The sequence below is a fragment of the Streptomyces sp. NPDC050617 genome (genome assembly GCF_040654795.1).
GTDB lineage: Bacteria > Actinomycetota > Actinomycetes > Streptomycetales > Streptomycetaceae > Streptomyces.
The window spans coordinates 69,164-80,954 of record NZ_JBFAIS010000022.1 but is presented as its reverse complement, the minus strand read 5'-3'; the positions used below and the strand labels follow the sequence as shown (position 1 = coordinate 80,954).

Annotated in this window: 11 protein-coding genes; 3 read left to right on the top strand and 8 right to left on the bottom strand. The window is 72.5% G+C overall.

The annotated features are described in order from the left end of the window. Window positions 1–23: 23 nt before the first annotated feature. Window positions 24–602, bottom strand: coding sequence for a TetR/AcrR family transcriptional regulator (locus AB0I49_RS26540; protein WP_363229600.1), 579 nt, complete (start codon window positions 600–602; stop codon window positions 24–26). Between the two features lie 157 nt (window positions 603–759). On the opposite strand from AB0I49_RS26540, the gene AB0I49_RS26535 reads away from it, so the two are divergent. Continuing rightward, complete coding sequence (locus AB0I49_RS26535; RefSeq protein ID WP_363229665.1) at window positions 760–3,192, top strand: glycoside hydrolase family 3 C-terminal domain-containing protein; 2,433 nt, start codon at window positions 760–762, stop codon at window positions 3,190–3,192. A 24-nt stretch (window positions 3,193–3,216) separates the two neighbouring features. On the opposite strand, the gene AB0I49_RS26530 is transcribed toward AB0I49_RS26535, so the two are convergent. After that, window positions 3,217–4,098 carry an SGNH/GDSL hydrolase family protein gene (locus tag AB0I49_RS26530; protein WP_363229599.1) on the bottom strand — a complete coding sequence of 294 codons (882 nt, stop codon included), beginning with the start codon at window positions 4,096–4,098 and terminating at the stop codon, window positions 3,217–3,219. A 324-nt stretch (window positions 4,099–4,422) separates the two neighbouring features. Here AB0I49_RS26530 and AB0I49_RS26525 point away from each other — a divergent pair, with 324 nt between their 5' ends. Beyond that, the gene (locus AB0I49_RS26525) at window positions 4,423–4,917 is read left to right on the top strand and encodes a DUF3145 domain-containing protein (RefSeq protein WP_363229598.1); all 495 of its coding nucleotides are present in this window, start codon (window positions 4,423–4,425) and stop codon (window positions 4,915–4,917) included. An 84-nt stretch (window positions 4,918–5,001) separates the two neighbouring features. Here the strand turns inward: AB0I49_RS26525 and AB0I49_RS26520 are convergent, their stop codons facing one another. From AB0I49_RS26520 to AB0I49_RS26500, 5 genes are all read right to left on the bottom strand, one after another. Further along, a complete protein-coding gene (locus AB0I49_RS26520; RefSeq protein WP_363229597.1) occupies window positions 5,002–6,264 on the bottom strand; it encodes a beta-ketoacyl-[acyl-carrier-protein] synthase family protein in 1,263 nt (420 codons plus the stop codon). A gap of 79 nt (window positions 6,265–6,343) precedes the next feature. Next, window positions 6,344–6,592 (bottom strand): acyl carrier protein, encoded by a 249-nt coding sequence (locus AB0I49_RS26515; protein ID WP_363229596.1) that lies wholly within the window; start codon window positions 6,590–6,592, stop codon window positions 6,344–6,346. An 89-nt stretch (window positions 6,593–6,681) separates the two neighbouring features. Next, complete coding sequence (locus AB0I49_RS26510; protein WP_363229595.1) at window positions 6,682–7,695, bottom strand: ketoacyl-ACP synthase III; 1,014 nt, start codon at window positions 7,693–7,695, stop codon at window positions 6,682–6,684. 14 nt (window positions 7,696–7,709) lie between these two features. After that, entirely contained in the window at window positions 7,710–8,666 is a 957-nt protein-coding gene (locus AB0I49_RS26505; protein WP_363229594.1) for an ACP S-malonyltransferase, read from the bottom strand. An 89-nt stretch (window positions 8,667–8,755) separates the two neighbouring features. Then, a complete protein-coding gene (locus AB0I49_RS26500; protein WP_363229593.1) occupies window positions 8,756–9,940 on the bottom strand; it encodes a helix-turn-helix domain-containing protein in 1,185 nt (394 codons plus the stop codon). A gap of 56 nt (window positions 9,941–9,996) precedes the next feature. On the opposite strand from AB0I49_RS26500, the gene AB0I49_RS26495 reads away from it, so the two are divergent. Next, window positions 9,997–10,677, top strand: coding sequence for a pirin family protein (locus AB0I49_RS26495; RefSeq protein ID WP_363229592.1), 681 nt, complete (start codon window positions 9,997–9,999; stop codon window positions 10,675–10,677). 280 nt (window positions 10,678–10,957) lie between these two features. On the opposite strand, the gene AB0I49_RS26490 is transcribed toward AB0I49_RS26495, so the two are convergent. Beyond that, the gene (locus AB0I49_RS26490) at window positions 10,958–11,785 is read right to left on the bottom strand and encodes a serine hydrolase domain-containing protein (RefSeq protein ID WP_363229664.1); all 828 of its coding nucleotides are present in this window, start codon (window positions 11,783–11,785) and stop codon (window positions 10,958–10,960) included. Window positions 11,786–11,791 lie beyond the last annotated feature (6 nt).

Below are 11,791 nucleotides of genomic sequence, written 5' to 3'. Positions count from 1 at the left end.
GAGCAAGCGCGGTCGTACGGCCTTCAGTTCGGCGGCTCGCCCAGCAGCGCCACGAAGGCGCGGAACGCCGCCGGCATGTCCACGGCCTCCGGATCCAGCAGCCACTGGTACTGCAACCCGTCCATCACCGCCACCAGCAGCGGGGCCACCGCCTCCGCGGCCATTCCGTTGGGCAGCCGCTCGCCGTACTCCGCGCGGAGCGACGCCGCCATGTCCGCGCGCACCCGCTCGTAGCGCCGGGTGAAGTGCTCGCGCGCCGGGTGCTCCTCGGTCACGCTCTCGCCGAGCAGCGCGGAGAAGGTCCGCACGACGCCGGGGCGCATCGCGTTGTATTCGACGAGCGCGACGAGCAGGCCCAGCGGCCAGCCGCCCGCGCCGCCGCTCGGCCCGGAGCCGGTGTCCCACCGGTCGCGGTCCTCCAGCACGGCGCGCAGCAGCGCCTCCTTGGTGGGGAAGTGGTGCAGCAGCCCCTGCTGGGTGAGGCCGACGCGCTCCGCGACGGCGCCGAGCGTCGCGCCCCGGTAGCCGCGCTCGGCGATCACTTCGAGGGTGGCGCGGAGGATCTCCGCGCGCCGCTCCCCGCCGCGGGCCCTGGCTGCCATGGGCCGCTCCTTCGAACTGTATTGCTATCTGGTAACGACACCTACCGTGCTACAGGCAGGGCCTGGGGTCATAGTGTCATTATTCGCGTAATCGGTCTTTTGGTGTCGATGAGGAGGTACGGCCGTGGCGGACGCGAACCGGGACACGACAGACGCCATGAAGGCCGTGGACGACGCGCTCGCCCGCCTCGACCTCGACACCAAGGCCCGGCTGCTCGCCGGCCAGGACATGTGGTCGCTGCCCGCGGTCCCCGCCGTCGGCCTCGCCTCCCTGGTGATGTCCGACGGCCCGATCGGCGTCCGCGGCGTCCGCTGGAGCGCCGACGACCCCTCCATCGCGCTGCCCAGCCCCACGGCGCTCGCCGCGACCTGGGACCCCGCCCTCGCCCGCACGGCCGGCCGGCTGCTCGCGCAGGAGGCCCGCCGCAAGGGCGTGCACGTCCTGCTCGCGCCGACCGTGAACCTGCACCGCTCGCCGCTGGGCGGCCGCCACTTCGAGGCGTACAGCGAGGATCCGTATCTGACGGGCGAGATCGGCGCCGGCTACGTGGCCGGGGTGCAGGACGGCGGCGTCGCCACCACCGTCAAGCACTTCGTGGCCAACGACGCCGAGACCGAGCGCTTCACCGTCGACAACAAGGTCACCGCCCGCGCGCTGCGCGAGCTCTACCTCGCCCCCTTCGAGGCCATCGTCGCGGGGGCCCGCCCCTGGGGCGTCATGTCCGCCTACAACAGCGTCAACGGCTCCACCATGACCGAGCACCGCGCCCTCCAGCAGGGCGTGCTGCGCGGCGAGTGGGGGTTCGACGGCTTCCTCGTCTCCGACTGGCTGGCCGCCCGGAACACCGTACGGGCCCTCGCCGGCGGCCTCGACGTAGCGATGCCCGGCCCGCGCACCGTCTACGGGCCCGCGCTCGCCGCGGCCGTACGGGCGGGGGAGGCCGCCGAGTCCGACGTGGACGACGCCGTGCGCCGGGTGCTGCTGCTCGCCGCCCGCGTCGGAGCGCTGGAGGGCGCGCCGCCCGCCGTCGCCCCGGCCGACCTGCCCGCCCCGATCGACGGCGTGGCGCTGGCCCGCGACATCGCCCGCCGGTCCTTCGTGCTCGTGCGCAACCGCGTGCGCGACGGGGTCGCGGCCCTGCCGCTGGACCCGGCCGGGGTGCGCCGCGTCGCGCTCGTCGGGGCCGCCGCGCGCGACGCCCGCGTCCTCGGCGGCGGCTCGGCGCAGGTCTTCCCCGACCATGTCGTGTCGCCCCTCGACGGGCTGCGCGCCGCCCTGCCCGAGGGGGTGCTCGGCTACGCCGTCGGCGCGGAGCCCGACGACGAGATCACCATCGCCGACCAGGGGTTCGCGCTGCGCGCCGTCTGCCGCGACGCGGACGGGCGCGTGCTGGGGGAGCGGAGACTGCCGACCGGCCAGGTCCAGTGGATGGGCGACCTGCCCGACGGCGTCGCCTTCGACGCGCTGCACACCGTCGAGGTCACGGGAGCTTTCACACCCCGTGAGAGCGGGCCGCACGCCTTCGGCACGAAGGGGGTGGGCCGCTTCGCGCTGCGCGTGAACGGCGAAACGGTCTTCGACGGCGACCAGGGCGTGGCGAACGGCGACCTCTTCGACGCGGTCCTCGGCTCGCCCGTGGAGCGCGGAGAGGTCGAGCTGACGGCGGGCGAGCCGGTCGACGTCAGCCTCGTCTACACCGTGCCGAAGTCCCCGGACGCGCCGATCGCCGCCGTCGCCTGCTGCCTGATGCACCGCGAACCGCGCCGCGATCCGGATGAGTTGATCGAGGAGGCCGTGGCCGAGGCCGCCACCGCGCAGGCCGCGATCGTCGTGGTCGGCACCACCGAGCGGGTCGAGAGCGAGGGCTTCGACCGCGACAGCCTGGCCCTGCCCGGCCGCCAGGACGAGCTGGTCGCGCGCGTCGCCGCCGTCAATCCGCGCACCATCGTGGTCGTCAACTCCGGCTCCCCGGTGGAGATGCCGTGGCGCGAGGACGTCGCGGCGGTGCTGCTCGGCTGGTTCCCCGGCCAGGAGGCGGGGGCCGCGCTCGCGGACGTACTCCTCGGGACGGCGGAGCCCGGCGGGCGGCTGCCCACCACCTGGCCGGCCCGGCTCGCGGACGCGCCGGTCGTGCGCGTCACCCCGACGGGTGGCGAACTTCCGTACGATGAGGGCGTGTTCATCGGCTACCGGGCCTGGGAGCGGTCCGGCGCGCACCCCGCGTACCCCTTCGGGCACGGGCTCGGCTACACCGACTGGTCGTACGACGCCATCGAGGTGACCGGCGACACCGTCACCGTCCGCGTCCGCAACACCGGTGCGCGGCCCGGCCGCGAGGTCGTGCAGATCTATCTGGCGGTCCCCGACGGCGATGCCGTCGAGCGCCCCGCGCGCGTCCTGGCGGGCTTCGCCGCCGTCGAGGCGGAACCGGGCGACGGCGTCGAGGCGAGCGTCCAACTGCCGCGCCGGGCCGCCGAGATCTGGGACGAGAGGGCGGGCGGCTGGCGGCTCGTCCCCGGCACGTACCGCGCGGAGGCGGGCCGCAGCATCGCGGACCGCCGCCTGAGTGCGCCGGTGACGATCGCGTGAAACCGGCCCACGGCGGCGCGCCGCCTATGGCTTCGTGACCTTGCGGTACGCCATCGACGCCAGCTCCCGCTGGCCCTCCTTGCTGGGGTGGAACCAGTCCCACTGGCTCAACTCGGCCTCGGTGAAGCGGAAGTCGTTGACCGCGCCGTCGTAGCGGCAGAGCCGGTCCTTGGCGCAGACGTCCTTCAGCACCGCGTTGTACGCGGCCACCCGCTGCTCGACCTGCCCGCGCCGCGCCTCGGAGGCCGTGTCCACGGCGTCCGACTCCTTCAGCATCGAGGGGCAGATCCGGGCCAGTTTCCAGACCTGCTTGCCGAGCGGGTCCGCGCGCCCCTCGGCCCAGAGCCTCTTCAGGTCCGGCACGCTCGCCACGTACACCTGCGTCTTGGGCAGCGAGCGCCGCAGCTCCTTCATCGCCACCTCGAAGTCCGCCCGGTACTGCGCCGGCGACGTCATGTCGGCGACGTCCGCGCGGCACGCGTCATTGGCCCCCATCAGCACCGTCACCAGCTCCGGCCGGTGCGGGAGGGCCTTGCTGAGCTGGCCGGGCAGGTCGGCCATCCGGGCGCCGGTCTTCGCGTAGTTCCAGCTGTGCGCCGCCGGGGACGGCAGCAGCCGCCCCGCCAGGCTGTCGACCTTCGTGCCGGTGGCCCAGGACGCCTCGGGGCAGTCGGACAGCGGTGAACAGGCGTTGAAGCCACGGGTGATGGAGTCGCCGAGGGAGGCGATGGAGGCGGGGCGGGTGTTCCACGCGGGGGTGGGCGTGGGCTCGGGTTTGGAGCCGCCCGCGCCGGTGGAGCCCTTCTCGTCGCACCCGGCGGTCCCGGCGACGACGAGGGCCGCCGTCAGGGTGGCGACGGCGGCCCGTGCGATACCGCGGCGACTTCGTGCGGTGCTGCCCCGCATCCCTGTTCCCCCTCCGGCCGATGGGTGATATCTGTTCTTGACCGACGGTACGTCACCCGTGCAGTGTCACCGCACGATAGTTTTTCCCGTGGCAGCTGGGCTCCGCCCCGTTCGGGCGCGTACTCCGGTACTGTTCGGATCACAGCACGTCACATCCTGTCCCTTTTCGGGATAATTGCTCCCAATAGTGTTTACTGTTGGTAACCTCGTTGGCTGGTGCGGGAGTGATCATTGGGGCAGAATGGCCGATGCTGCCCCAGGCGGGACCGGCACAGGCGCGAGGCCGCTGGGGAAGGCGTACCTCGAACCGCACTGGAGGTCCCGGTGACGACACGTGGAGTTCTGTACGTGCACTCCGCGCCACGCGCGCTGTGCCCGCACGTCGAATGGGCCGTCGCGGGCGTACTCGGCGTACGCGTCACGCTCGACTGGATCAGACAGCCGGCCTCGCCGGGCACCTGGCGGGCCGAATTCTCCTGGCAGGGCGAGGCGGGCACCGCCTCCAAGCTCGCCTCCGCGCTCCGCGGCTGGCACCTGCTGCGCTTCGAGGTGACCGCCGAACCCTGCCCCACCGCCGAGGGCGAGCGCTACAGCTCCACCCCCGACCTCGGGATCTTCCACGCCGTCACCGGCATCCACGGCGACATCCTCATCCCCGAGGACCGGTTGCGCGCCGCCCTCGCCCGGTCCGCCCGCGGCGAGACCGACCTCCAGGCCGAGGTCGCCAAGCTGCTCGGCAAGCCGTGGGACGACGAGCTGGAGCCCTTCCGGTACGCGGGCGAGGGCGCCCCGGTGCGCTGGCTGCACCAGGTGGTCTGACGCCGGGAAACGTGAGCAGCACGCGCGAGGGCCCGCCCGGTCCAGGAGACCGGGCGGGCCCTCGTACGTACGGCTGCCGCGGGATCAGACGGTGCGGAAGGCGAGCACCACGTTGTGGCCGCCGAACCCGAACGAATTGTTCAGCGCGGTGATCGGCCCCTCGGGCAGCTTCCGGGCCTCGTCGCGCACGACGTCGGCGTCGGCCTCGGGGTCGAGGTTGGCGATGTTGATCGTCGGCGGAGCGACGCGGTTCTTCAGCGCCAGCACCGAGGCCACGGTCTCGACGCCGCCCGCGCCGCCCAGCAGATGACCCGTCATCGACTTGGTGGCCGAGAGCGCCATGTGGTCCACGTCGTCGCCGAAGACCTTGCGCAGCGCCTTGATCTCCGCCACGTCGCCCAGCGGGGTCGAGGTCGCGTGCGCGTTGATGTGCGCGATCTCGGCGGGCTTGATGTCGGAGGAGTCCATCAGGTTCTGCAACGCGTGCGCGATGCCGCTGCCGGAGGGCTCGGGCTGGGTGATGTGGTGGCTGTCGGCCGAGATGCCCTGGCCGATCGCCTCGCAGTAGACCGTCGCGCCGCGCCGCGCGGCGTGCTCCGCGGACTCCAGCACGACGACGCCCGCGCCCTCGCCCAGCACGAAGCCGTTGCGGTCGACGTCGTACGGGCGCGAGGCGCCCTGCGGGTCGTCGTTGCTCTTCGACATCGCCATCATGTTGCCGAACGCGGCGATGGGCAGCGGGTGGATCGCCGCCTCCGTGCCGCCCGCGACGACCACGTCGGCGCGGCCGGTACGGATCATCTCGATGGCGTAGCCGATGGCCTCCGCGCCCGAGGCACAGGCGCTGACCGGGGTGTGCACGCCCGCACGGGCGCCGACCTCCAGGCCGACGTTGGCCGCCGGGCCGTTCGGCATCAGCATCGGCACCGTGTGCGGGGAGACCTTGCGGACGCCCTTCTCCTTCAGCACGTCGTACTGGTCGAGAAGGGTGATCACGCCGCCGATGCCGGAGGCGATGACCGTGCCCAGCCGGTGCGGATCGACGGCCGCGTCCTCGCCGGCCTTGGCGGTGAACCCCGCGTCGGCCCACGCCTCGCGGGCCGCGATCAGCGCGAACTGCGCCGACCGGTCCAGCTTGCGGGCCTGCGGCCGGGGGATGCTCTCACCGGGCTCGACCGCGCAGCCGGCGGCGATCCGGACAGGCAGGTCGGCCCACCGCTCGCCCTCCAGGGCCTGCACGCCGGACCGGCCGGCGAGCATCCCGTCCCAGGTCGATGCGGCGTCGCCACCCAGTGGTGTGGTTGCGCCGATACCGGTGACGACCACGGTGCGATTGGTCGCATTCACAGGAATTCTTTCTCCACGTGTAGAGGGGACTGAATCAACGGCGCCACCGCCGGGTGGCGACAAACGCGTCGGCTGTGGATCAGTTCTGGTGCTTGAGGATGTACGAGACGGCGTCGCCCACCGTCTTGAGGTTCTTGACGTCGTCGTCGGGGATCTTGACGTCGAAGCGCTCTTCGGCGGCGACGACGACCTCGACCATGGACAGCGAGTCGACGTCGAGGTCGTCGGTGAACGACTTCTCCGACTTGACGTCCTCGGTGGGGATACCGGCGATCTCGTTGACGATCTCCGCGAGACCTTCGGTGATCTCTGCCTCAGTGGCGGCCATTGCGGCGCTCCTTCGATTTTCTACGGTGTGACTGGTCAGTGATGAAGCCCTGTGCAGCGTCCGGTGGCTCCGGGCTGCGCAGATCCTGCCTAGGGGAGGGTAACGACAGTGGCGGCGTAGGCGAGACCCGCCCCGAAGCCGATGACGAGCGCCGTGTCCCCGCTCTTGGCCTGCCCCGTCGCCAGCAGCCGCTCCATGGCGAGCGGAATGGAGGCGGCGGAGGTGTTGCCGGTGGTCTCGACATCGCGGGCCACCGTGACGTTCTCCGGCAGCTTGAGAGTCTTGACCATCGAATCGATGATCCGCATGTTGGCCTGGTGCGGAATGAACACGTCGAGGTCCTCGGCGCGCACCCCGGCCCTGTCCAGCGCCTCCTGCGCGACCTTCGCCATCTCGAACACGGCCCAGCGGAAGACGGCCTGGCCCTCCTGGGTGATCGCCGGGTAGCGGATGTCGCTCACATCCGTGCGGCCCCGGTACACCTCCCAGGACTCGGTCTGCTTGATGGTCTCGGACTTGTCGCCCTCCGAGCCCCAGACGGTCGGGCCGATCGACGGCTCCTTCGCCGGGCCCACGACCACGGCGCCCGCGCCGTCGCCGAACAGGAAGGCCGTCGCGCGGTCCTCCAGATCCGTCAGGTCCGAGAGCCGCTCCACGCCGATGACCAGCACGTACTCCGCGCTGCCCTCGGCGACCAGGCCCTTGGCGAGGGTCAGCCCGTAGCCGAAGCCCGCGCAGCCCGCCGAGATGTCGAACGCGGCCGGCCGGCCCGCGCCGACCCGGTCGGCGATCTCCGTGGCGATGGCCGGGGTCTGCTTGAAGTGCGAGACCGTCGAGACGATCACGGCGCCGATCTGGGACGGGTCGATGCCGGCGTCGGCGATGGCCTTGCCGGACGCCTCCACCGACATCATGGCCACCGTCTCGTCCGGGCCCGCCCAGTGCCGGGTGGCGATGCCCGACCGCGAACGGATCCATTCGTCGGACGAGTCGATGTGCTTGAGGATCTCGTCGTTTCCCACCACCCGCGTCGGGCGGTAGCCGCCGACGCCGAGAATGCGCGCGTACGGGGAACCCTGGCTGGGCTTGATCTTCGCAGTCATGCTCTTGGGGCTCCTTATTCGGCCGGGGGCTGCGCGGAGTCGGCCGCGTGCTCGGCGATCAGCTCACGGGCGGCTTCGAGGTTGTCCGGGGTCTTGAGCGCGAGCGTCTTGACGCCGGGCAGGGCGCGCTTGGCGAGGCCCACCAGCGTGCCCGCCGGGCACAGCTCGACGATCGCGGTGACGCCCAGTTCCTTGAAGGTCTCCATGCACAGGTCCCAACGGACCGGATTCGAGACCTGGTTGACGAGCCGCTGGAGGATCTCCGCGCCGGTGGCGACGGACCGGCCGTCCTTGTTGGAGACGTAGCGGGTGCCCGGGTCGCTCGCGTCCAGCGTGGGGACGAGCGCCTCCAGCGTCGCGACCGCCGGGGCCATGTGGTGCGTGTGGAACGCCCCGGCCACCTTCAGCGGCACGACCTTGCGGGTGCCCTCCGGCTTGTCCTCGGCCAGCGCCGCCAGCTGCTCGGCGGTGCCCGCGGCCACGATCTGGCCCGCGCCGTTCACATTGGCCGGGGTCAGCCCGAGCTTCTCCAGGTGCGGCAGGACGGCGTCCGGCTCGCCGCCGAGGAGCGCGGCCATGCCGGTCTCGGCGACCGCCGCGGCCTCCGCCATCGCCAGCCCCCGCTTGCGGACCAGCGCCATCGCGGACTGCTCGGACAGCACGCCCGCGGCGGCCGCGGCGGTGATCTCGCCGACGCTGTGACCGGCCACCGCGCCGGCCCGGCGGACCAGGTCGGCGGGGGAGTCGAAGAGCTGCCGCGCGGTGAGCAGGCCGGCGGCCACCAGCAGCGGCTGGGCCACCGCGGTGTCACGGATCTCCTCCGCGTCGGCCTTGGTGCCGTAGTGGACGAGGTCCAGGTCGACGACGGCCGACCACTCCGCGAGGCGTTCGGTGACGCCGGGAAGGTCGAGCCAGGGGGTCAGGAAGCCGGGCGACTGAGCGCCCTGGCCGGGAGCGACGAGTACGAGCACCCTCACACTCTCTCTTGCGGACGGCCTCGCCCACCCGTGGGGACAGGGACGAAGAACCGTCGGGCTAATTGTGGGTTTCCGATAAAAGCCTACGACCGCGTTCCCGCGTCGGCCAGGCGCCCCAGGATGAGGGCGATACGCAGCGTGAACGCGGACCGCACATCGGACGGTGACCATCCCGTGACGTCCGTCACACGTCGGAGGCGGTATCGCACGGTGTTGGGGTGCACGAAAAGCATCCGCGCCGCCCCCTCCAGACTGCTTGCCTGCTCCAGATAGACGCTCAGCGTCTCCAGCAGAGCCGACCCCGCCTCCTCCAGCGGTCTGTAGATCTCCTCCACCAGCTGCTCACGCGCCGCCACGTCTCCGGCCATCGCGCGCTCCGGCAGGACATCGTCCGCCAGCACCGGACGCGGCGCGTCCGGCCACGCGGCGCACGCCTTCAGACCGGCCGCGGCCGCCGCCGCGGACCGGTTCGCGGCCAGCAGGTCCGCGACCACCGGACCGGCCACCACCGGGCCCGCCGCGAACGGCCCGATCAGCGACTTCGCCGTCTGGAGCGGATTGTCGGAACCGCCCGCGATCACCACCAGCCGGCTGCCCAGCACCCCGGTCAGCACCTGGAGCTTCGCGTGCCGGGCCGCGCGCCGGATCGCCTCCACGGTCAGCTCGCTGTCCCCGTCCGGGGCCGTCCCGAGGACCACCGCCACATGCTCCGGCGACGACCAGCCCAGCGCGGCGGCGCGCGACAGCGCCCCCTCGTCGGCCTCCCCGGAGAGCACCGCGTTGACCACCAGCGACTCCAGCCGCGCGTCCCACGCGCCGCGCGCCTCCGCGGCCTGCGCGTAGACCTGCGCGGTCGCGAAGGCGATCTCACGGGCGTAGACCAGCAGCGCCTCCCGGAGCACCGACTCGTCGCCGGGGGCCGCCACCTCCTCGATGGCCGACTCCATGACCTCGATGGTCGTACGGACCATCTCCACGGTCTGGCGCAGCGTGATCGCGCGGGTCAGCTCGCGGGGCGCGGTCCCGAAGACGTCCGTACTGATCGCCTGCGGGGTCTCCGGGTGCCGGAACCACTCGGTGAAGGCCGCGATGCCGGCCTGGGCGACCAGCCCGATCCAGGAGCGGTTCTCCGGGGGCATCGCCCGGTACCACGGCAGCTGCTCGTCCATCCGGGCGATGGCGTTGGCGGCCAGTTTCCCGGAGGACTTCTCCAGCCGGCGGAGGGTGGCACTGTGCGGATGCGGGGTGTTAGCGGCGGGTTCAGGCACGGGACAAGCCTGCCCTATTCGCGCGCCGTACGGAGCGGCCGGGCTACCGTAGCCGGATGACGCGGGTGCAGCGGGGCGACGAGCGGTACCGGGGCGGTGACCCGGCGGCCGGAATCGAGACACGGCACGCCTTCTCCTTCTCCGGCTTCTACGACCCGGACAACGTGCGCTTCGGGCTGCTCGAAGCCTGCAACGAGGAGCGGCTGGCGGGCGGCGCGGGATTCGCCGAACACCCGCACCGCGACGTGGAGATCGTCACCTGGGTCGTCGAGGGCGAGCTGACCCACGAGGACTCCGCCGGGCACGTCTCGGTCGTGCGCCCCGGCGACGTCCAGCGGCTCAGCGCGGGCGCCGGCGTGCGGCACACGGAACGCAACGCCGGGAGCGTCCCGCTGCGGTTCGTGCAGATGTGGCTGACCCCGACGGAGTTCGGCGGCGACCCCGCCTACGAGGTCGTACGCGGCATCGCCGACGGCACCCCGTACGCCCTGCGCCGCGCGGAAGCGGTCCTCCACGTCCGCCGCCTCGCCTCCGGCGAACGCACGGCCATGCCGGCGGCGCCGTGGACGTACGCGCATGTCGTGCACGGCGCGGTGCGCCTCGGCGGCGACATCCTCCACGAGGGCGACGCGGCCCGCCTGGAGAACACCGCCCCGGACGACCCGGCCGAGGCCCAGTCCATCGGCCGCTCCGAACTGCTCCTGTGGGAGATGCACAGGGAACCGTCGTTCGGATAAATCGACGAGCCGAGGCACATCCAGCCCGTCCGGCGTTTGAGGACACCCGCCCGTAGGGCAAGCCGAGGCACATCCAACCTGTCCGGCGTTTGCGGACACCCGCCCGTAGGCCAAGCCGGGGCACATCCAGCCCGTCCGGCGCTTGAGGTCACCCGCCCGTAGGGCAAGCCGGGGCACATCCAGCCTGTCCGGCGTTGAGGACACCCGCCCGTAGGGCAAGCCCAGGCGAATCCAGCCCGTCCGGCGATTGAGGACCGGGGTCCGGGGCGGAGCCCCGAAATCAGTGACCCTGGCCGAGCTCCGCGAGAACGGCATCCGTCAGCGGAGGCCAAGCCTCCACCGCCCACGGCCCGAACGCCCGATCCGTCAACACCGCGCAAGCGGCACCGGCCTCGGGGTCCACCCACAGAAACGTTCCGGCCTGCCCGAAGTGCCCGAACGTACGCGACGACGAGGACGCCCCCGTCCAGTGCGGAGCCTTCCCGTCGCGGATCTCGAACCCCAGCCCCCAGTCGTTCGGCCGCTGATGCCCGTAACCCGGCAGCACCCCGCTCACCCCGGGGAAGACCACCGACGTCGCCTCGGTCAGCGTCTCCCGCGCCAGCAGCCTCGGGGCCTGGAGCTCCGCCGCGAAGCGCGCGATGTCGTCGGCGGTCGAGACGCCGTCCTTGGCGGGCGACCCGGCCCCGGCCAGCGTCGTGGCCGTCATGCCCAGCGGCTCCAGCACCGCCTGCCGCAGGTACTCCGGGAAGTCGATGTCCGTCGCCTTGGCGATGTGGTCGCCGAGCGCCTCGAACCCGGCGTTGGAGTAGAGCCGCCGCGTGCCCGGCTCGGACATGGTGCGGTGCTCGTCGAAGGCGAGCCCGGAGGTGTGCGCGAGCAGGTGGCGGACGGTGGAGCCGGGCGGCCCGGCGGGCTCGTCGAGCTCGATGGCGCCCTCCTCCACGGCGAGCAGCGCGGCGTACGCGGCGAGCGGTTTGGTCACGGAGGCCAGCGGGAAGCCGCGCCCGGTGGGTCCGTACGAACCGGCGCGCGTGCCGTCGGCCCGTACGACCACGGCGGCGGCGTTCTCGACCGGCCAGTTCTCGATCTTGTTCAGGCTCGCCATGCTCTC

What these genes read in the sequence shown, in the direction of transcription:
- AB0I49_RS26540 (WP_363229600.1), bottom strand. Translation starts at nt 602, where the DNA reads ATGGCAGCCAGGGCCCGCGGCGGGGAGCGGCGCGCGGAGATCCTCCGC.
- AB0I49_RS26530 (WP_363229599.1), bottom strand. Translation starts at nt 4,098, where the DNA reads ATGCGGGGCAGCACCGCACGAAGTCGCCGCGGTATCGCACGGGCCGCC.
- AB0I49_RS26535 (WP_363229665.1), top strand. Translation starts at nt 760, where the DNA reads ATGAAGGCCGTGGACGACGCGCTCGCCCGCCTCGACCTCGACACCAAG.
- AB0I49_RS26510 (WP_363229595.1), bottom strand. Translation starts at nt 7,695, where the DNA reads ATGACTGCGAAGATCAAGCCCAGCCAGGGTTCCCCGTACGCGCGCATT.
- AB0I49_RS26495 (WP_363229592.1), top strand. Translation starts at nt 9,997, where the DNA reads ATGACGCGGGTGCAGCGGGGCGACGAGCGGTACCGGGGCGGTGACCCG.
- AB0I49_RS26490 (WP_363229664.1), bottom strand. Translation starts at nt 11,785, where the DNA reads ATGGCGAGCCTGAACAAGATCGAGAACTGGCCGGTCGAGAACGCCGCC.
- AB0I49_RS26515 (WP_363229596.1), bottom strand. Translation starts at nt 6,592, where the DNA reads ATGGCCGCCACTGAGGCAGAGATCACCGAAGGTCTCGCGGAGATCGTC.